This is a genomic window from Chitinophagaceae bacterium, from assembly GCA_016717285.1.
Lineage (GTDB): Bacteria > Bacteroidota > Bacteroidia > Chitinophagales > UBA10324 > JACCZZ01.
The window spans coordinates 1,361,978-1,382,179 of sequence record JADKFU010000005.1; the positions used below are offsets into that span (position 1 = coordinate 1,361,978).

Below are 20,202 nucleotides of genomic sequence, written 5' to 3' on the forward strand. Positions count from 1 at the left end.
ACATGTCGGAAGAATCAGTCACCATCAAAAAAAGCAGGAGACAGTTTTCGGTTTCGCGAAAAAAGTTGCTTCCGTATCTGCTCGTGTCGCCTTATATACTCAACGTTATTGTCTTTGTATTCTTTCCTGTTTTCTTCTGCTTCTTCCTCACGTTCAATAAATGGAACATCATTGGCCCGATGCATTTTATCGGTATTGATAATTATGTGCGGTTATTCAATGACCGTTTATTCTGGAAAGCAATTGGCAACACTTTGAAATTTTTATTGCTGCACATTCCTTTGCAACTCATTGTTTCCCTTTTTCTCGCTTACCTGCTCAACCAACAAATCAAAGCAATTGCATTTTTCAGGGCTTCTTTCTTTATGCCGGTGATTGTTTCCGGTGTTGTAATTACCATATTGTGGCAACAATTATTGGGTTATGATTCAGGATTGATCAATAGGTTGATTACCGATATCGGGCTCCCCAAAGTTGGGTGGTTGGTGAATCCTGATGTGGCCATTTATTCCATTGCTATTATGGCTACGTGGAAGAATGTTGGATTGTATGTGATCCTTTTTCTGGTGGGATTACAAACGGTTCCGCCGCAATATTATGAAGCTGCGAAGCTGGAAGGCGCCAACCGCTGGCAGCAATTTTATCATATCACGTTGCCGATGATCAATCCGACCATTTTTATGGTGGTAATATTATCAACGATAGGAGGATTTTCACTTTTCATCGAGCCATACGTCATGACCGGTGGCGGACCCATGAATCAAACATTGTCAGCGGTTCTTTACATCTACAAGCAGGCGTTTCAATTTTATAACATGGGTTATTCTTCAACACTTGGTTTTTTCTATGCTATTATGATAATGACTGTGGTAGTGTTGCAGAAGAAATACATTGAGAGGGAAGATTAAAAAATCAGCGCATATGAATTGGAAGAATAAACAACAATCAAACGGTGATGCAAAAGAATAAATCCATTGGGACTTTTCTCCTGTATGCTGCTTTGGGAATAGCCGCTCTTACTTTTATTTATCCTTTTATCTGGATGATTGGAGCTTCCTTTTCGCCTGAGAGTGAAATCGGCAAACTGAGTTTCTTGCCCACAAAACCAACCTGGTCAAACTTCATCACTATGATGAGCAAGATTCCAATTGAACGTTCCCTGTTCAACAGTCTGCTGATTGCGGTAATTACAACAGGTATCGTGCTGGTGACAGGTTCAATGGTTGGTTATGCACTTGCTAAATTGAAATTCAAAGGTCGTCAGTTGATCTTTTACGTGATTGTATTCACCATGTCGCTGCCGTTTCAAATCACACTCATTCCGAATTATATCACAATGGTGAATCTCCGGTTGGTTGACACGTATGCTGCATTGATCATTCCGTTCGGCGTAAGCGCTTTCGCGATTTTAATGTTCAGGCAGGCCTTCCAGGGATTACCGCAGGCTTTGATTGACGCGGCAAGGCTGGATGGTTGTAATGAATTGCAGATCATCTTCCGTATCCTGTGGCCCAATATCAAACCAACATTGGTGACGGTTGCCATCCTCACTTTCATTGGTTCCTGGAATGAAGTACTGTGGCCATTGATTGTGATTCGCAATGAGCAACTAATGACCATGCCACAATTAGTAACCTTGTTCGCGGTGGGAGGTAGAGCCGACTCGCAATTGGGCGTGAAAATTTCCGCAGCGGTCTTGCTTGCATTACCTGTAATGATTGCCTTCCTGTTTTTTCAAAAACATTTCATACAAAGCATGGCCTCAACCGGCATGAAAGATTAATTAAAAAGACTTTGATCAGCTATGAAGATTACAAAGAGTCCTGTACAATTGTTTGCGTCACCAAAGGCAGTCATTCTCCAGTATTTGAGTCTGCCGGGAAGTGAGCGTATTCACCATGTGATCAATCGGCTGGAAAAGTTTTCTGAAGAGGAAGTGAATGGATTGCTTTTAAAAGTTGCGGCTGATTTTTCATCACGTCACAGAAACATTAATGAAATATTTAAGCAGCATTTCGACCGGACGGAAAAACAATTTGGAAAAAGCCTGGATCATTTTTCAGCAAATAGAAAATTGTTACTGGGTTCTTTTTTTACGAAGGAATATTCCATTCAGGCGGCTGCACTCTTCAACCCTTCTATCGTTGCTCATCCTGATCAATCGCAGTTAAGCAAAGGGCAACAACGTTTTGTGATGAGTCTGCGGGCCACCGGTGAAGGCCATATTTCTTCCATTGCTTTTAAGAGCGGTATTGTTGATGAAAATGGAAATGTAGTTCTTGATAATCCGGCTTTATTCGCCACCCGTTTGGAGAAGAATGCAGATGCGTTATACAGCAAAGCCTTTGTGTTGAAATGTGCAGGGGCATTTCCTGAATTTAAAAGCAGTGTTCTTGAAATGCTACCAGAACAATTTACTGCAGCAGTGGCGATGGAAGTATTATCCAGCATAGCAGCGAAGGATTTAGCGGTAGAAAACAGTATATCAATTATTGAAAATATACTGGATAGCAATTATGAACTGCATTCATCTGCAGCATTACCATTGAATGAAAAAGTAATTTTCCCAGGTGGGAAGGCCGAAAGCATGGGCATGGAAGATGTGCGGTTTGTGAAATTTACAGACAATGATGAAACCACCTATTATGGAACGTATACTGCTTACAACGGTCACAGGATTCAGACGCAAATGATCCAAACCAAAGACTTTGACATTTTCCAAATAAGAAAATTATATGGTGATGCAATTAGTGATAAAGGAATGGCTTTGTTTCCTGAAAAGATAAACGGCAAATACGTGATGATCTCCAGGCAAGGTGGTGAAGTAATGAACATCATGTATACTGATGACTTATACAGATGGGATGAGTACAGATTGTTGCTGGAACCTCGTTTCCACTGGGAAATAGTACAGTCAGGTAATTGCGGCTCACCTGTAAAAACAAGTGAGGGATGGTTATTGCTTACGCATGGTGTTGGTGCTTTGAGAACGTATGTAATAGGTGCAATACTTCTTGACCTGTACGATCCTTCCATTGTAATCAAGAGATTATACGAGCCATTGCTGATCGCTGATGAAGCAGAACGTGAAGGCTATGTTCCAAATGTGGTGTACACCTGTGGATTGATGTTACATGGCAGCAAGCTGATTATTCCCTATGCAGTATCTGATGCAGCAACTGCATTCGTAACAATTGAATTGAATGAATTGCTGAATGAGATGAAACCTTAAAATTCCAACTATGAACATAAAGATGCGTTACGTTTTTTATTTCCTGCTGATCAACCTCATTGCCGCAGCATGTGATAAACCCGGCGAAGGTGAGCCGCCTCCAACTGTAAATACTGCATTGGTCAATCTGAACCACCTTAATTATTTGTATACTCCCGTTACTTTTTCAACAGGCGTTAATGCTGCTGGTATTTATATTTATGCCGAAGCTCCGGACTACCATCCGGTTGAAGCTGCAGGAGAGGGGTTTACCTGCGTTGATGATGTTGCAAGAGCAGTGCAGGTTTATGTTCGAAGCGAAAAATTCGCTACAGATACAGCACTTCAAAACAAAGCCATTCATTTATTACATTTCATTTTAGAAATGCAATCCGACAATGGATACTTCTATAATTTTTTGTTTACGAGTGGACTGATTAACAAATTTGGTGCTACCAGTTCCAACGGTGAAAACTGGTGGTCGTGGAGAGCGCTTGTTGCACTTACTGAATGTGCTCCATTGATTCAAAATATTGATGTGCAGCTCTATAACGAGATGAATACTTCAATTAGCAAGCTGGTAGCACAGATAAAAGCTGACATGGTAAATCTTCCTGAAACAACAAAGCTTGTGAATGGAATTACTGTCCCTGAATGGTTGCCGTCGGGAAGTGCAACAGATCAATCGGCATTGTTGATTTTAGGCCTGATAATGTATTCGAAAACAAACGGAGATCAGGTCATCACTGATTACATAAAAAAGCTGGCGGATGGAATTGTGCTGATGCAGGCAGGAGATGCCACGCACTATCCGTATGGAAGTTTTTTAAGCTGGGAAAATACATGGCATGCTTATGCGAATGTGCAAGCGTATGCTTTGCTGAAGGCAGGTGCTTTTTTGAATGATGCACAATACACTGACAAGGCCTTGATGGAAGTAGATAATTTTTATCCCTGGATTTTGCAGAATGGTTATCAATCAACTGCTGTGCTTGCTAAAAACGGAGAAGTGTATCAGAAGCTCAGTGGTGCTGCCTATGAACAAATTGCATATGGTGTTACACCAATGGTTTTCGCAGCGGTTGAAGCATATAACATTACAGGGTTGGACAAGTATGCCGATATTGCAGGGCACCTGGCCGCATGGTTTGCCGGAGCAAATAATGAGAATGCCAACATGTATGATGTTGCAACCGGCAGGGGTTACGATGGAATTTCAGCACCGGGAAGTGTAAATTATAACTCGGGCGCAGAATCAACCATTGAAGCCTTGTTTACCATGCAACAGGTGGAAAATCATCCTGCAGTAAAAGCAGCTTTTGAAAAGTATAAGAAGTAGTCACTGATTGATTTCGGATAAGAAAATGTAAACGATGCAACAGAATCAGCATGCACATATAAAATCAGATCGCTTGATATTCAAGCCGGATGATGTTGATCTGTCTCGTTCACCGCTTCGAAACGGATTGAAAGAAAAAACATTTGTGCTGGGTGCTTTTAATCCTGGTTTGTGTCGTTTATCCAATGGGAATCTGCTGATGATGGTGAGAATTGCAGAAGCACTTACAGATCCTGTTGTAAATGACAAAGCGCATTGTATTCGTTGGGAGGCTTCAGGAAATTATACGACAGACAGTTGGCCATTGCAGGACGTTGTGCGGGTTGATCCGCGTAAGTTCAGCATTAAGGCATATGGATTTCCGGTGTATGCGTTGACTTCATTATCGTGGCTTTTGCCGGTTGAATTAAATGCCGATGGCAGCAGGGTTGAAATGATTCACTACGATAAAATTATCGCGCCTGAATTTGCAAGCCAGGAATATGGCATAGAAGATCCGAGAATTTCATTGATTGATGGGCGATATTACATGACCGTCTGCTGTGTAAGCAGTGAACGGCATTCAACAATGTTATATGCATCGGAAGATGGATTAAATTACAACTGCATGGGCGTTGTGCTCGACCATCAGAATAAAGACATGCTTTTATTTGAAGGAACTATCGGCAAAAAATATTTTGCCTTGACCCGTCCTATGGGTGAATGTTATTTTGCTTCATCGCCGGGTTCGCTGTATCATCCCGGCGCTGCCATACACATGGCCACTTCGCCGGATCTTTTGCATTGGAAACCAATGAATCAGCCATTCATCCGCGCAAGGCGCGCTTCTTTGTCTAACGAAAAAATTGGAGGAGGTACACCACCTATTCTTACCAAAGATGGCTGGTTGATCCTGTACCATGGCGTGCAACAGAGTGGTGGCGCAGTAGGAGTATATAGAACATTTTGGGCATTGATGGATCGTAATGATCCTTTAAAAGTTCTTAGGCTTGAAGACATAACACCATTGCTGGAGGCAAATGAAAACCTGACCATTGATATTCAACACCAGGCGTATTTACAGCATGTTGTTTTTACAACCGGCATTGTCGCACATGGTAATGATTATATTATTGTTTCTGGTGAATTGGATCTTGCCTGTCGCATTACCCATATTTTAAAAGAATATTTTTCGCTTGAGCAGTAACTAAATCAGAGATCATGGCAGAAGTAACATTGGAGCACCTTTCAAAAATTTATCCCGGTAGTAAAAAGAATGAAGCGCCATCAAAGGCCATCGACGATATCTCATTTACAGTGAAAGACAAGGAATTCATGGTGATTGTAGGTCCTTCAGGCTGTGGCAAATCTACATTGCTGAGAATGATTGCCGGTCTTGAAGACATCAGCGAAGGAACACTTTCGATTGATGGAAAAAAAATCAATGACCTCGATCCGAGCAACCGTGACATCGCTATGGTTTTCCAAAATTATGCTTTGTATCCACACATGACTGTGTATGAAAACATGGCATTTGGTCTGAAGCTGAAAAAAATGCGGAAGGAAGAAATTAGAGAAAGAGTGATGCATACAGCAAAATTGCTGGAGATGGAAGGAGTGCTGGAGCGTAAACCAAAAACACTTTCCGGAGGGCAGCGACAACGCGTAGCTATCGGAAGAGCAATCATCAGGCGGCCGAAGGTTTTTTTGTTTGATGAACCACTCAGTAACCTGGATGCAAAACTGAGAAGCCAGATGCGGATTGAATTGCAAAAGCTGCATCATGAAATCAATGCAACAATGATTTATGTAACGCATGATCAGACAGAAGCCATGACGCTGGGCAACAGAATTGCCGTGCTGAATAAAGGAAGACTGATGCAACTGGATACGCCGATGCATTTATACAAGGAGCCCGACAACAAGTTTGTTGCAGGGTTTATAGGATCACCTACCATGAATTTTATGAGCGGCACTATTGAACAGCAGGAAGGTTTTTGTTTTATACACCAGGCAGCAAAATTTAAATTATCACTGCCTGATGTCTCTGCGTCATTAAAAAATTATACGGGCAAGCAAGTGGTGATCGGGATCAGGCCTGAACACATTCTTTTAACAGGTGCTGAAGATCAAGATCAAATGAGCGATTGTGTGCTTGAAATAACAGCGTATGAAAATATGGGCAATGAACAGTTGGTGTATCTTTCTTTAGCTGATCAGACACTTATTGCAGGGAGGCCACCCAATGAATCTGTAGCGATAGGAGAGAAAACCGGGGTAAAGTTCGGGCTGGATAAACTCGTATTCATGGATGCCGTTTCAGGAATGGTTATAAAATAGTTTTGCCCGTAGCATTCTGATATAAACTTGTTATGCTGAGCAGGCATCTGTCTTTCGGAGAAAGTATTTGTCATTCTGAGCGAAGCGAAGAATCTGCCCTTAACCTAAATTATCATCCACAGGCGGCCATTCCTCGAACAATTCTTTATTTAAAAAACGGAATTGCGGATTCATCGTCCGTATCAAATCCTCTTTCTTTTTTCTTGTCCATCCTTTGATTTCTTTCTCGCGTGCAATAGCGTTATCTACATGCTGAAAGTGCTCATAGTAAAGCAAGTAAAAGACATGGTACCTGCCGGTAAATGTTTTTGGCTTGCCTCTGTTTTCAAAATGACTAAGAATACGTTCTGCTAAATCATTGGTAACGCCGGTGTAGAGAACTGTCTTCTTGTAGTTGGTGAGGAGGTATACATAAAAATGGTAGTCTTTCATTAAATTGAATATGGATTTTATAGACGTGCAATAATTCGGATATTATAGATTCTTCGCCGCGCTCAGAATGACGAACATGAGGCACAGAATGACAAATATTTTGTGTATTATAAATTCTTCGGTGAACAAAGTAATAATTTTTTATGGTCGGGTAGATTTTTTACACTCCACAGAATGACAAACGTATGCTCAGCATGACCAATTGATTGTTGGTGTAGATTCTTCGCTACGCTCAGAATGACAAACCTGTTAATCAGATCGACAAATTCGCTATTGTGCATAGATTCTTCGTTGTGGTCAGAATGAAAACCTGTTGTTGAGAATAACAATTTTTTTATCGTATATAGATTCTTCGCTGCGCTTAGAATGACAAACATAAACTCAGGATTACAAATATTGCGAATGAAGCACCTCTTCCTTCCATCTTTTTCATAGCTTCACTTCATGAAGAATCAAATCAAAATTGCTTCTTTGAAACAACTCCCGGAGGTTGCGCAGCAGATTTTGTCGTCTTGTGCAGGCAGTAAAATTTTCGCATTTTTAGGGGAAATGGGAAGCGGCAAAACAACAATCATTGCTGCATTGTGTAATCAATTAGGAGTGCAGGAACATATTTCAAGTCCTACTTTTGCAATCGTAAATGAATACGCCGGCGCCGGAATAATTTTTCACCTTGATCTCTTTCGCCTGCAAACCATCGATGAAGCCCTTGCAATCGGAATTGAAGAGTATCTTTCGGGAAATGAATATTGTTTTGTTGAGTGGCCACAATTAATTGAACCATTGCTTCCGGTGGAAACTGTCCATATCAGCATAACGGTAACTGAAGATCAACAAAGAATTTTGACGATAACACTGCCATGAGTGATGAGAAAAAAATAAAACTGCCGGAAGAACTGAAATCCGGAATTGGTCTGGCTCCACAGGAATCGCTGCTGGAGGTACCCCGGAAACAGGATCAACTTTTTGTTGGTATCCCGAAAGAGCGTCATTTCCAGGAAAACAGGGTTGCACTTACTCCCGGTGCTGTTTCGATATTGGTTGGACATGATCACCGGATTATTGTGGAATCCAAAGCAGGTGAAGGTTCACATATTTCTGATACAGAATATTCCGAATGCGGGGCGGGGATCGCATACCATGCAAAGGAAATTTTTAATGCGCATATCATATTGAAGGTTGCTCCGCTTTCCGAGCAGGAGATTCATATGTTACATCCTAACCAGATTATTATTTCACCCATTCATCTTCCAACTGTCACAGAGCACTATCTGGAATTGTTACTTCAGAAAAAAGTGATTGCACTTGCTTACGAATACATACAGGATGAATCCGGCTCCTTTCCAATTGTTGGAAGCATGAGTGAGATTGCGGGTAGCACCGCCATTTTAATTGCCGCGGAATTATTGAGTAATCTTAATCATGGTAAAGGAATTTTATTAGGTGGCATTGCCGGTGTTCCTCCTGCAAATGTGGTGATACTTGGTGCAGGAACGGTTGGTGAAAATGCCGCGCGTACAGCCATTGCATTAGGTGCTGAAGTAAAAATATTCGACAACTCTATTTATAAATTAAAACGACTTCAACGCAATATTGGCGCAAGGGTGTTCACTTCTATTATCCGGCAGGACGTACTGGCAAAGGCTTTGGCGCGAGCCGATGTAGCGGTGGGAGCAGTGCATTCAAAATCAGGTCGTGCACCCATAATTGTTACCGAAGATATGGTGTCGCACATGCGTCCCGGCTCAGTGATTGTTGATGTAAGTATTGATCAGGGAGGTTGTTTCGAAACATCGGAAGTTACGACGCATACCAATCCGATCTTCAAGAAATTTGACATCATTCATTATTGTGTGCCCAATATTCCCTCTCGCGTTCCAAGAACTGCTTCACAAGCTATCAGTAATGTATTAACCACCATGCTGCTCGAGGCAAGTGAGTTGGGTGGGTTTGATAAGCTGATGAGCGTGCATCCTCACATCCGCAATGGAGTATATGTTTATAAAGGAACACTTACCAATCGCCATCTGAGCGAAAAGTTCAACATGAAGAGTACGGATTTGAATTTGCTTTTTGCTTCAGGAATGTAGAGAATTAGGAATTAGGAATTAATTTGGGACGTACATCATAGAATTTAGCAATAAGACTAAAGACTACTAACGACTAAGGACTAACGACTCCGGACTAAGGACTTACCACCCTGGTTCCTCATTAAATTATTTCTTCTCGTCTACGTCTTTCAGATTATCATCCGGCATCCTGTCAATCAGGTAATAATTAGGATCAATCCCTGCTTTATCCGGTTGTTGATCAACTGTAAATAGGTAAGTGTTTTTATCCGCTGCCACTTTTACTTTTTCACTGTATAACTGCTTCCCGGTTTTTTTGCCTTCTTCAGGAACTGCCAGCGCTCCGATTTCGATCCAGTCGTTGATGGGAACCTTTGTTTCTTTCCCCAGCGAATCAGCTTTGTATTTTTCGGATTGCACATTCATCGTGACTTCAAATTTACCGTCCGGCAATTTTTTATAGGATGCATCCAGGGTTCGGTTATTAAAAATGGTCATGTCGTAAAAAAGATCTTTAATAATGTATTTCAGGGAGTCAGGTGTTTCTTTTTCAAACCGCTCCACCAGTTGATAGGAATTAGGATAAGGAGGATTCCTGTAAGCGAAGGAGTCTATCATGTTTTTCAATGCGAAGTTGATGCTGTCTTCACCAATCATTTCTTTCAGATAATACATCACTACACTTCCTTTCCGGTAATGAATGTATCCCTGTTCTTCCACTTTCATTAAAGGAGTTTCTTTAATTGTTTCGGCACCACGAGAACGGAGATAACGATCCATTTCATACTTTAAAAATTTATGCATCTGTTCTTTACCGTACATATCTTCCATTACCATGAGTGCAGAATATTGTGCCATGGTTTCTGACAACAGTGTTGCGCCCTGCATGTTGGCACCAATCACCTGGTGGGCCCACCATTGATGTCCAACTTCATGCGCCACTACGTAATAAACCATATCAATGTCTTCAGGGTCTTCAAGATTTGCGATGAAGCCGATACTTTCTGAATAAGGCATGGTTCCGGGAAAGGCCTGTGCGAAAGAAGCATATCGCGGGAATTCAATGATGCGTGCCTGGTGGTGATAATAGGGTCCGAAGTTTTCAGTGTAATATTTCAGTGAATTTTTCAGTGAGCTGACCATTTTGTCTACGTTGTATTCATGACCTTTGGTATAATAAACTTCCACATCAATGTCTTTATACTTATCGCGTTTCACTTCATAACGGGCAGAAATAAAGGAGTAAAAGTTCATTGATTTATGATCCAGCTTATAGTGGAAATAATGACGGTCACCTGCTGTCCATTCTTTCAATAAAGAACCCGGAGCTACAGCAATCTGGTCTTTCGATGTGCTCATTACGGTTTCTACATTCACCCAATCAGAGCTGTTACTCAGGTAAGTGTTCATACAGGCATCGCTACAGTTGCGTACGAGAGCGGGCATGCGTTCCCGTTCAGGCAACTTGCATTTCTTGCGACGGTTTTTATCGGCTATTTCGTTACCTGACTGATAACCGATCTGTGGGAGTACATCCGCATTGTTGAAAAAGGAACCATTGGCAACGATCTGCGTAAAGCGCACATTGTTCTCAAAGCCTTTGCTTAGATAATCTGAAGTTATTTTTATGGGCAGGCTGTCACCAGGCTGTAATGGTTGTTTCAATTGATAGATCCGATACAGATGATTTTTGTCGTCAAGAACGACTGTGGCATCAGGCAAATCAATTACAATATCAAATCCATCAACCATTGAAAAATGAATGGAGTCTATTGCTTTGCCTCCGGCATTCCATGCAATTGCATCGGTCACTACGTGCAGATTGCGTGCTTCAGGATAAAGATCGATTTGATAATGAATATCCGTTATCCGCGGCTGATTAATGTTTTCATATTTCTTGTAAAGTCTTTCATATTCCGCCTGCGAAATTTCCTGTGCTCTTGGTGTGTTGTAGTGATTGAGCACTTTTGTGTTGTAAAAAACAAATCCCGCTGAAAATATCCATGTTATTAGTAACGTGAAGGTGATCCATTGGTAACTTCCCTTAAAAGAAGCTCTTGCAGCATTCCACCTGTTTTTAAAAGCCGTTTCTTTCCCTCGCATCCAGAAAGCCACTACGCACATCACAAGCAAACCCGAAAAAAGAAACCAGTACAGATTAAACCAGGCAAGGCCTTGTGTATACGGATTTAATCCATTCATATCAGAATAAGTATGGTTGGGAATACTTCCGAAAATAACCATATTGGAAACTACATCTATCGACGACCACGCAAACAGATTGGCAATTATAAATGCAATGAAAAGGAAGTATGCAATGTAACGGTTGTTAACGATCGTATGAATAAAAAGCGAAAGTGCGATCAGGAAGCAGAAGAACAGCAGATCAAGCACGAGCAATTCAATAAAATATTCACCTGGTTTATAATCATGAAATCCATACAATGTTTGCGTAACAACGCCAGTAATCAAAGCGACGAGCAGTATTACCCCGACAATTAAAATCATGGAAATCAACTTGGAAATGGGAGATATCCATTTTGCAAACGGCAATGCATCATAGATGTCGTTCACTTTTGCATCGCGTTCTTTCCATACCAATACCCCTGTGTAAAAAGTGATGATGGCAATCAGAAAGAGATACAATGTTCCGCGTATGCTGTCAATAATGGTATACGTAACCGGAAAGGATTTATTTCCATAACCAGAATCAGTTACAAAAGCCATGGAAGAAGCCATGTTGATGATGCCTGCAAGAATGATGACTATGAATGCTGTACTTTTCAAAATGCCGAAGAAATCGAGTCTTACCTGGTTGATGAATTGTTTGAATTGCTGTGAAGCGGCATTTGAAAATGAAGTTGCGGGCAATTTCTGAAACATGCCGTAGGAAGGACGAAGTTCTTTTACTGCTGGCGCTGCGCGTTTTTTTCTGCGTGATTTTTCTGTGAATGAAAATCTTGCAAAAGTAAATGTCAGTATGGCTGCCGCTGCTGCCAGCCAGATCAGCCTGTTCACAAGCATGATACCTGTTAATCCGAGTGACATTGAATTCTTATCTGCCACTGTCCAGTATTTAGTGGCAACAGAAAATGTGCGGATGCCGAATGGATCGATGAGTGTACCTAAATATTCATTCTTTAAATCTCTTACGAGTCCATTGGCAATTCCATAACCTACCAGTAAAAGAATAGTAGCTATGAATGAATAAATCGTACTTCTGGTAAGTGCTGCAATCGCAAAAATAAATGCGCCTGCGAACAGGATGTTCGGAATGATAAATACAATCAGCCCCATCAGGTGGCCATCTATAAATGTTGGACCAACACGTGCAGGATCAACCCACGGCATCAGCACCCCTAAAATATTTCCAACAGAAACACCTAAGAAAGGAATAATAGAAACGAAGACAGCACCACAAAACCGGCCCAGCAGAAAACTGATTTTTTTTAATGGTGTAGAAAAAATGATCTGATGGGTGTTAAAATTAAAATCCCGTGCTGCTGCTACATTCAGAAAGGCAGTCACCATCAGCAAGCTGATGATCGACATGACTGCGTAAAAATTTTCAACAACAAATGGAGCGTTCTTGTTTACGTTCCCAACTGAGCCTCCCACCTGCACTGAATCACTGCTCGTGGCACCAAATATCAGCAGCGCGTTGACGAATAAAAAAATGAACACCATTGGCTGCTTCAGCCAGTATCTTATTTCAAAGCGGAAAATGTTCCAGAACATATTAGCGTGTGAGGGTGAGAAAATTCAGAGATAGTTAAAAGTGCAGGACTTAATTTGCAGCGTTATTAAAAAGTAATTCAGCAACAGCCAAATCAGTTTAATCCTGCAATGCGTGAAAAGAAAACATCTTCGAGGTCCGCTTCAACGGGTGAGAATCCATCTCCGGGATCATCGGTATTGAATACATGAATCAAAGGTTTTCCACTTACCATGCGCGTTGAAATCACACGGTAACGATTCATGAACTCCTGTATCTCTGATTTTGAAATATACCTGGTCCATATTTTATTGGATAGCGAAAGCAGTGCATCATTCGGCGAACCTGAATAGAGTAAAGTTCCTTTGTCAATAATCGCCATGTTGGAACACAATTCTTTTACATCATCCACAATGTGGGTGGAAAGAATCACGATCCTGTTTTCACCGATTTCGGAAAGTAAATTATAAAACCGGTTGCGCTCTCCGGGATCCAGTCCCGCAGTGGGTTCATCCACAATAATCAGCTTCGGATCCCCAAGCAATGCTTGCGCAATACCAAACCGTTGCTTCATGCCACCTGAAAAACCACTCAATGATTTTTTGCGGTCGTCATATAAATTCACTTTTTGCAGCAGCGACTGCACCAGTTCTTTTCTGCCCACTGTCAATCCTTTCAGTACAGCGATATGAGCCAGCATATCCTGCGCGGAAACTTTGGGATAGACACCGAATTCCTGTGGAAGATATCCGAGTATTTTGCGAACCGCCATTTTATCTTTTAAAACATCAATGCCTTCCAGGTGAATACTCCCACTGTCTGCATCCTGTAGGGTTGCAATGGTGCGCATGAGCGTGGATTTACCAGCTCCATTTGGACCCAGCAATCCATACATTCCTGTTGGAATGGTAAGTGTAACATCGTTTAGGGCAATAACTCCGTTGGAATAGGTTTTCGACAAGCCTTGAATGGAAAGCTCCATGATTTGGTTTTTTTACAATGATAAAGAATGAGAGGTAAAAGAAGGTAGAAAAGTTACAGATGTTATTTTATTTAGATGAAGGCGTTCAATTTATCGATGAGCATTGTTAAAAATGATTTTTTGTAATATTAAAAGGAGGATGTCTTATCATGCACTCAATGTGTTTGTAAATTCATGTTGATTCAAACCATTAATTGATTTATTTTACGGCGACTTTTTAAATGTGGTTAATGAAGTACTTTTTACCGCTTTCATTTTTAGTGTTGGTTATCATTGACAATTGCGCTGTCGCTCAGCAGCGTCTCTTTAATATTCCTTTAAGCGCTTCGCAAAAGGTAAGCGATATTCAGGAAGACTGGAATCCGGGACTGATAAATCTAGAAAAGGAAGTTGAAGATGAATTTCAGGACGGAAAACTACTGGAAGAAAGAAAAGAGTTGCTGGAAGAAATGATCCGTAAGAAAAAACAAGCTGCAACACTTCCATCAACCATAAGAGATGTTCCGGACACTCCGTTTGTATGGCGCAATTTCCAGGGCAACCTTTACAATAATTCTGTTCCCAACGATAACGACATTGCCGTTTCAAATTCCGGTTACGTGGTTTCAGTAATGAATTCCACGATCTTCATGTATGATCTGAACACTGACACCACCATCAGTTATATTTCATTGGATGCATTTTCTGCTTCATTAGGAAATACGAATGACAAGTATGATCCAAAAGTCATTTATGACCCTCTTGAAAATAAATTTGTAGCTGTGTTTCTGGCAGGATTTACCGATGCGACTTCAAGTATAATTGTTGCATTTTCTCAAACTGATTATCCTGGCGCAAACTGGAATTTTTATGAGTTACCCGGCAATCCGCTCAATGATACATTATGGAGTGATTATCCGATTATCGCTCTCACCAATAATGAATTGTTTGTTACCGTCAATCATCTTCACAACGATGAACCGTGGCAAACAGGTTGGGTTCGCAGCGTGATCTGGCAGGTAAATAAATTCAAAGGTTACGAGGGCGCATCGCTCTCAGTGCAACTTCATGATGATGTTTCATTCAATGGAAGAAAGATCAGGAACCTTTGTCCGGTGAAAGGCGGCAGCACTTTATACGGTCCTGATATTTATTTCCTGAGTGAACGGAATCTTGATGTTGTGAATGATACTTTTTTTCTTGTACATCTTACGGATACCATTGGTGCATCTTCACAAGAGCTTACCAGCGAAGTTTTGAAGTCGGATATTTCCTACTTTATTCCTATTGATGGAAAACAATCATCAGGCGGTGATCTTGCCACTAACGATTCGCGCGTGCTCGGAGCGTTTTATGAAAATGACAGAATTCAGTTGGTAGGAAACACTACTGATACTGCGTTAGCCACAGCAGCAATATATCATGGGGTTATTAATAATGTGCAATCCGCACCTTCTTTAACATTAAAGATTTTATCCGATGATACGATTCATTATGGTTATCCAAATCTTGCCTACAATGGATTAAGTGATCAGGATAACTCTTCCATCATTGTGGTAATGAGAAGCGCGATCAATCTTTTTCCCGGCTATTCTGTTATTGCTTCTGATGGTGAAGGAAGCTATTCATCATTGAAGAATGTGAAGAATGGGCAGTCCTTTGTTTCTGTTATTCCCGGAACTGAACGATGGGGAGATTATTCAGGAGCGCAACGTCGGTATGATGATCCCGGAAAAGTGTGGGTGAATGGTTCATATGGAACCACTATCCATAAAATTTCCACCTGGATTGCAGAGATCGCATTGGATCCGCCGCCAACCGGCGTGAATGAAATATATGAAAGCAGTAAGGGCGTAAATGTATTTCCAAATCCTTTCGGAGAAAAAGTAACCATTGCATTTAAGCTGGAGCATTCAGCAAACTGTGTATTTGAATTGCTGGATATCAATGGAAGGAAGATTAAAACGCTCATGCAGGAAAGAGTGCTTGCCGGTAAAAATGAATTTGCATTTGCTACGGATCCACTGACAGCGGGAACTTATTTTCTGCTCATCTCCACGAATGGAATAGTTATTACAACACAGAAGGTGATAAAGCTTTGAAAAAGCTTAAAAGTGCTTCGCGTAATTAATTCCTGACTGATTAGAGTAACTTTCATAAAATTCAGGTGCTATGGAAAAATCTTTCTCACTTGCATGTTGCCTCCTGTTTGTTCATACCGTTTTCGCTCAAACCAATATTATCTCAACCAATGCAATGGCTGAACAGGTAATGATGGGGAATTACAATCCGGCAGATTATTTTCCACCTGTACTACTGAATGATCCGGATACAATTTCAACAGGATTAAATGATCAGATCAATGCTGATTCACTGCATGAATATCTCGAATATTTAGGGTCATTTCAAAACCGCAATTCAGGATCAGATACAATTTCGAATGTAAAAGGAATCGGCGCTGCAAGAAGATGGGTATATCATAAATTTCAACAATTCAGTGCCGGGAATTATAACCGACTCCTGCCTTCGTATCTTCAGTTTGATCTTTCAATCTGTAATGTCGGTCAGCACAGAAATGTTTTTGCCGTTCTGCCCGGACTTGATACAGCTGATCATTCCATCATCATCATTGAATCACATTTAGACAGCCGTTGTGAAATATTGTGTGATACCGCTTGCCTTGCGCAGGGCAGTGACGACAATGGAAGCGGAACAGCACTGGTGATTGAACTGGCGAGAGTGATGAGTAAATTTAGTTACAGCCGGACAATAGTATTTCTTGCAAACATTGCAGAAGAACAGGGGCTGTATGGATCAGAAGCGTTTGCCGATTATGTACAGCAGCAAAATATTCCTGTGAAGGCAGTGCTCAACAATGATATTGTGGGTGGAATATTATGTGGAGAAACTTCATCACCACCAAGCTGCTCTCCGTTTGGTGACATTGACAGTACGCAGGTGAGGCTGTTTTCTTATGGTGGTTTTAATTCGCCGCATAAAGGATTGGTGCGGTTTATCAAATTGCAATACAAGGAGCAATTGCTGGAGCTTGCATCAGTTCCTATGACTATTTCTGTAATGACGGGTGAAGACCGTACCGGAAGAGGAGGTGATCACATTCCATTCAGGGAACATGGATACACTGCCATGCGATTTACATCAGCCAACGAAAATGGTAATGCAAATGTGACGGCAGTTGGCTATGCTGATAACCAGCATACTTCCCGTGATGTGCTGGGTTATGATACAGATGGCGACAATGCTATTGATAGTTTTTTGGTTGATTTTAATTACCTCAAAAGAAATGCGCTTATTAATGGAATTGGTGCAGCGATGGCTGCCATTGGACCTAAGACACCCACATTTGGAATTGATGTTGCCGGTAATGTGATATCAGTGGAAATTAATGCAGATCAAACGTATCCGCAATACCGTGTTGGAGTGCGTTCACTGACTTATGACTGGGATTCTGTTTATACTATCAACACTTCAATTGCAAGTTTAAATCTTCCGGCACCAAATACCTATTACCTGAGTGTAGCAACAGTAGATAGCAATGGAATAGAAAGTTTATTCAGTGGAGAAATTGCAGGCACTATTACGTCCATCAGTGATCCGGATTCAAAAAAAAGCATTCAGTTATTGCCCGCTTTTCCCAATCCTTCTGATGAGGCAATCATTATTACCGTGAATGTGCTTCATCCAATACCCTATAACACCGCTGTGATCAGGATTATTGACACCAATGGAAATTTGCTGAAAGAACTTCCTTTCAAACTGAATAAGGGAATCAATGAAGTGCTCTATCATCATGGCTATAATGCACATGGAACTTATATGTATCAATTGGTGATAGATGGAATGCTGACAGAAAGCAGGAAGGTTATATTTAAAAATTGAGGATTTGTTTGGGAGTGGAGATTCTTCGCTTCGCTCAGAATGACAGGCGGAATTGCTCAGCATAAAATGCGCTTGCTTTTTACTGGATAGATTCTTCTCTTCACTCAGAATGACAGGAACTTCCTAATTCCTAATTCTTAATTCTTAATTCCTAATCTCCATTCCCCTAACTAACCCTTGTTAGCTAAAACCCTTATCCCGTATGGGTTTCAGCGAAAAAAAATAGTTTATTACATGCATTTTCGTATAACTTTGTCGCTAACGAATACGTAAGAGCGATAACATGCGTAGAAAAAAAGTTTCCATACAGGGCATAGCAGCATCTTTTCATGATGTGGCCGCGCAAAAATTTTTCGGACGCAATATCGACATCATTGAAGCCAATTCATTCCGCAGTTCCTGTGAGAAGATGGTAAATGGAGAAGCTGATTACTGTGTGATGGCGATTGAGAATTCCACGGCCGGTACTATTCTTACCAATTATCAGTTTATCACTGACTACCGGCTGCGTGTGATTGGCGAAGTCTATCTGCAGATTGAATTGCACCTGATGGGTTTGAACGGTGTTAAGATTGATGAAATAGAATTCATTCATTCACATCCGATGGCGATTCGCCAGTGCGATGAGTTCCTGCTGCGATTTCCTGGTAAGAAAGTAATGGCATTAAACGATACCGCAGAGTGTGCAAGAAATGTGCGGGACCAGCAGTTGCACAACACAGCGGTGATTGCAGGTGATGCGGCCGCAGAGCGTTATGGTATGACGATTCTTAATTCAAACATCGAAACGCATAAAAGAAATTATACAAGGTTTTTGGTTCTTTCTGATAAGAACATTAAAATTTCCGGAGCCAACAAAGCATCAATAAGTTTTCAATTGGATAATTCACCACGCAACTTAAAAAAGGTGGTGGACATATTGGGTGATTACTGGATCAATCTTACCAAGATTCAATCTGTACCGATTGTGGGGAGACCTAACGAATATACATTCCTGGTTGATCTGGAATGGACGAAATATGAAGACTATGAAACAGCGATTACCAAGGTGTTGAAGAAAACTTTTAATCTTTCAATTTTAGGAGAATACCGTAAAGGAAAATTTGTAACAGCAAAACTATGAGCACAAAAAAATTAGATCTTGACCTCATTCCAACCAGTGAATGGTTGCCCTTTGACAAAAAACCCATTCTGATAGCAGGACCGTGCAGCGCGGAGTCTGAAGACCAGATGCTGAAGACAGCAAGAGGAATTAAGCAGCACTTCGATAAGTTTGTTTTTCGTGCAGGTATCTGGAAGCCACGTACACGTCCGGGTATGTTCGAAGGCATTGGTGTAATTGGCCTCGACTGGATGAAACGCGTGAAGGAAGAAACCGGCGCAATGCTGGCAACAGAAGTTGCCAATCCGATGCACATAGAAAAAGCATTGAAGGCCGGAATTGATATTCTCTGGATTGGCGCGCGCACAACAGCGAATCCATTTTCTGTAACGGAATTGGCCAGCGCATTAAAAGGGGTGGATGTTCCGGTATTGGTGAAAAATCCTGCTTATCCTGATCTTCAATTGTGGATCGGCGCATTGGAACGCATCAACCGTGCTGGTATAAAAAAGATGGCGACGATTCACCGTGGTTTTCATAGTTATGAAGTTACGATGTACCGCAATCAGCCGCAATGGGAACTTGCATTGGAATTAAAAACCATGTGCCCTGAATTGCCTATGATCTGCGACCCAAGTCACATCTGCGGAAACACGCACCTTACTGCTTATGTCGCTCAAAAAGCAATGGACCTGCATTACGATGGTCTGATCATTGAAACTCATAATGATCCTTTGCGAGCTTTGAGTGATGCACGTCAACAGATCACTCCGGATCGTTTATTTGAAATCATCTCTAACCTCATCATCCGGACTGATGTAGTGGAAGAAAACAAATCGAAGCTGCAGGAGTTACGCGAGAAAATTAATTCCGTTGATGAAGATTTGTTACAGACACTTGCTTCGCGGATGTTGCTATCGAAAGAAATCGGTGATTGGAAACGTGATAACAATGTGATCGTTTTCCAGGTGAGTCGTTGGGAAGAAATTTTGAAGAAAGTGCTCGACCTCGGCGAAACGATGGGACTCAATCGTGAGTTTGTAAAAGCGCTCTACGTTCAGATACATGATGAATCCATCCGCACTCAGGTGGAAGTGATGAATCTGGCGAAGAAGAAGGAACAGCAGGCTGTTGGTTCGCAGGCGTAAATTGCT

The 20,202-nt window shown here is 41.3% G+C and carries 15 protein-coding genes; 12 read left to right on the forward strand and 3 right to left on the reverse strand.

Annotated elements, in window-relative coordinates; all coding sequences use genetic code 11:
* Nucleotides 1–2 precede the first annotated feature (2 nt).
* From IPO83_15420 to ugpC, 6 genes are read left to right on the forward strand one after another with little or no spacing between them, the layout of a single operon-like run.
* Nucleotides 3–908, forward strand: a complete 906-nt coding sequence (locus IPO83_15420; protein ID MBK9732643.1) for a sugar ABC transporter permease — start codon at nucleotides 3–5, stop codon at nucleotides 906–908.
* 47 nt (nucleotides 909–955) lie between these two features.
* Nucleotides 956–1,783, forward strand: coding sequence for a carbohydrate ABC transporter permease (locus IPO83_15425; GenBank protein MBK9732644.1), 828 nt, complete (start codon nucleotides 956–958; stop codon nucleotides 1,781–1,783).
* Nucleotides 1,784–1,804: 21 nt separating this feature from the next.
* The gene (locus tag IPO83_15430; protein MBK9732645.1) at nucleotides 1,805–3,232 is read left to right on the forward strand and encodes a glycoside hydrolase family 130 protein; all 1,428 of its coding nucleotides are present in this window, start codon (nucleotides 1,805–1,807) and stop codon (nucleotides 3,230–3,232) included.
* A 10-nt stretch (nucleotides 3,233–3,242) separates the two neighbouring features.
* The gene (locus tag IPO83_15435) at nucleotides 3,243–4,550 is read left to right on the forward strand and encodes a hypothetical protein (GenBank protein ID MBK9732646.1); all 1,308 of its coding nucleotides are present in this window, start codon (nucleotides 3,243–3,245) and stop codon (nucleotides 4,548–4,550) included.
* 34 nt (nucleotides 4,551–4,584) lie between these two features.
* Entirely contained in the window at nucleotides 4,585–5,736 is a 1,152-nt protein-coding gene (locus IPO83_15440) for a glycosidase (protein MBK9732647.1), read from the forward strand.
* 14 nt (nucleotides 5,737–5,750) lie between these two features.
* Nucleotides 5,751–6,869 (forward strand): sn-glycerol-3-phosphate ABC transporter ATP-binding protein UgpC, encoded by a 1,119-nt coding sequence (gene ugpC, locus IPO83_15445; GenBank protein MBK9732648.1) that lies wholly within the window; start codon nucleotides 5,751–5,753, stop codon nucleotides 6,867–6,869.
* Nucleotides 6,870–6,968: 99 nt separating this feature from the next.
* On the opposite strand, the gene IPO83_15450 is transcribed toward ugpC, so the two are convergent.
* The gene (locus IPO83_15450) at nucleotides 6,969–7,301 is read right to left on the reverse strand and encodes a GIY-YIG nuclease family protein (GenBank protein MBK9732649.1); all 333 of its coding nucleotides are present in this window, start codon (nucleotides 7,299–7,301) and stop codon (nucleotides 6,969–6,971) included.
* A gap of 444 nt (nucleotides 7,302–7,745) precedes the next feature.
* On the opposite strand from IPO83_15450, the gene tsaE reads away from it, so the two are divergent.
* Together tsaE and IPO83_15460 are read left to right on the forward strand one after the other, a co-directional pair.
* On the forward strand, nucleotides 7,746–8,165 hold the full coding sequence (tsaE, locus tag IPO83_15455; GenBank protein ID MBK9732650.1) for a tRNA (adenosine(37)-N6)-threonylcarbamoyltransferase complex ATPase subunit type 1 TsaE: 420 nt from the start codon (nucleotides 7,746–7,748) through the stop codon (nucleotides 8,163–8,165).
* Nucleotides 8,162–9,391, forward strand: coding sequence for an alanine dehydrogenase (locus tag IPO83_15460; protein ID MBK9732651.1), 1,230 nt, complete (start codon nucleotides 8,162–8,164; stop codon nucleotides 9,389–9,391). The genes tsaE and IPO83_15460 overlap by 4 nt, the downstream gene beginning before the upstream one ends.
* A gap of 126 nt (nucleotides 9,392–9,517) precedes the next feature.
* Here IPO83_15460 and IPO83_15465 read toward each other — a convergent pair whose 3' ends face one another.
* Nucleotides 9,518–13,108 carry a hypothetical protein gene (locus IPO83_15465; GenBank protein MBK9732652.1) on the reverse strand — a complete coding sequence of 1,197 codons (3,591 nt, stop codon included), beginning with the start codon at nucleotides 13,106–13,108 and terminating at the stop codon, nucleotides 9,518–9,520.
* Nucleotides 13,109–13,200: 92 nt separating this feature from the next.
* On the reverse strand, nucleotides 13,201–14,067 hold the full coding sequence (locus tag IPO83_15470; GenBank protein MBK9732653.1) for an ABC transporter ATP-binding protein: 867 nt from the start codon (nucleotides 14,065–14,067) through the stop codon (nucleotides 13,201–13,203).
* A gap of 230 nt (nucleotides 14,068–14,297) precedes the next feature.
* On the opposite strand from IPO83_15470, the gene IPO83_15475 reads away from it, so the two are divergent.
* The 4 genes from IPO83_15475 to IPO83_15490 all read left to right on the forward strand — a co-directional run bounded on the left by IPO83_15475 (nucleotide 14,298) and on the right by IPO83_15490 (nucleotide 20,196).
* Nucleotides 14,298–16,148 carry a T9SS type A sorting domain-containing protein gene (locus IPO83_15475; protein MBK9732654.1) on the forward strand — a complete coding sequence of 617 codons (1,851 nt, stop codon included), beginning with the start codon at nucleotides 14,298–14,300 and terminating at the stop codon, nucleotides 16,146–16,148.
* A gap of 70 nt (nucleotides 16,149–16,218) precedes the next feature.
* Nucleotides 16,219–17,946, forward strand: coding sequence for a M28 family peptidase (locus IPO83_15480; GenBank protein ID MBK9732655.1), 1,728 nt, complete (start codon nucleotides 16,219–16,221; stop codon nucleotides 17,944–17,946).
* Between the two features lie 283 nt (nucleotides 17,947–18,229).
* Complete coding sequence (locus tag IPO83_15485; protein ID MBK9732656.1) at nucleotides 18,230–19,069, forward strand: prephenate dehydratase; 840 nt, start codon at nucleotides 18,230–18,232, stop codon at nucleotides 19,067–19,069.
* Nucleotides 19,066–20,196: a bifunctional 3-deoxy-7-phosphoheptulonate synthase/chorismate mutase type II gene (locus IPO83_15490; protein MBK9732657.1), complete on the forward strand. Its 1,131-nt coding sequence runs from the start codon at nucleotides 19,066–19,068 to the stop codon at nucleotides 20,194–20,196. The genes IPO83_15485 and IPO83_15490 overlap by 4 nt, the downstream gene beginning before the upstream one ends.
* Nucleotides 20,197–20,202: the final 6 nt, after the last annotated feature.

What these genes read in the sequence shown, in the direction of transcription:
- IPO83_15470 (MBK9732653.1), bottom strand. Translation starts at nt 14,067, where the DNA reads ATGGAGCTTTCCATTCAAGGCTTGTCGAAAACCTATTCCAACGGAGTT.
- IPO83_15425 (MBK9732644.1), top strand. Translation starts at nt 956, where the DNA reads ATGCAAAAGAATAAATCCATTGGGACTTTTCTCCTGTATGCTGCTTTG.
- IPO83_15485 (MBK9732656.1), top strand. Translation starts at nt 18,230, where the DNA reads ATGCGTAGAAAAAAAGTTTCCATACAGGGCATAGCAGCATCTTTTCAT.
- IPO83_15440 (MBK9732647.1), top strand. Translation starts at nt 4,585, where the DNA reads ATGCAACAGAATCAGCATGCACATATAAAATCAGATCGCTTGATATTC.
- ugpC (MBK9732648.1), top strand. Translation starts at nt 5,751, where the DNA reads ATGGCAGAAGTAACATTGGAGCACCTTTCAAAAATTTATCCCGGTAGT.
- tsaE (MBK9732650.1), top strand. Translation starts at nt 7,746, where the DNA reads ATGAAGAATCAAATCAAAATTGCTTCTTTGAAACAACTCCCGGAGGTT.
- IPO83_15480 (MBK9732655.1), top strand. Translation starts at nt 16,219, where the DNA reads ATGGAAAAATCTTTCTCACTTGCATGTTGCCTCCTGTTTGTTCATACC.
- IPO83_15475 (MBK9732654.1), top strand. Translation starts at nt 14,298, where the DNA reads ATGAAGTACTTTTTACCGCTTTCATTTTTAGTGTTGGTTATCATTGAC.
- IPO83_15435 (MBK9732646.1), top strand. Translation starts at nt 3,243, where the DNA reads ATGAACATAAAGATGCGTTACGTTTTTTATTTCCTGCTGATCAACCTC.
- IPO83_15420 (MBK9732643.1), top strand. Translation starts at nt 3, where the DNA reads ATGTCGGAAGAATCAGTCACCATCAAAAAAAGCAGGAGACAGTTTTCG.
- IPO83_15465 (MBK9732652.1), bottom strand. Translation starts at nt 13,108, where the DNA reads ATGTTCTGGAACATTTTCCGCTTTGAAATAAGATACTGGCTGAAGCAG.
- IPO83_15450 (MBK9732649.1), bottom strand. Translation starts at nt 7,301, where the DNA reads ATGAAAGACTACCATTTTTATGTATACCTCCTCACCAACTACAAGAAG.
- IPO83_15490 (MBK9732657.1), top strand. Translation starts at nt 19,066, where the DNA reads ATGAGCACAAAAAAATTAGATCTTGACCTCATTCCAACCAGTGAATGG.
- IPO83_15460 (MBK9732651.1), top strand. Translation starts at nt 8,162, where the DNA reads ATGAGTGATGAGAAAAAAATAAAACTGCCGGAAGAACTGAAATCCGGA.
- IPO83_15430 (MBK9732645.1), top strand. Translation starts at nt 1,805, where the DNA reads ATGAAGATTACAAAGAGTCCTGTACAATTGTTTGCGTCACCAAAGGCA.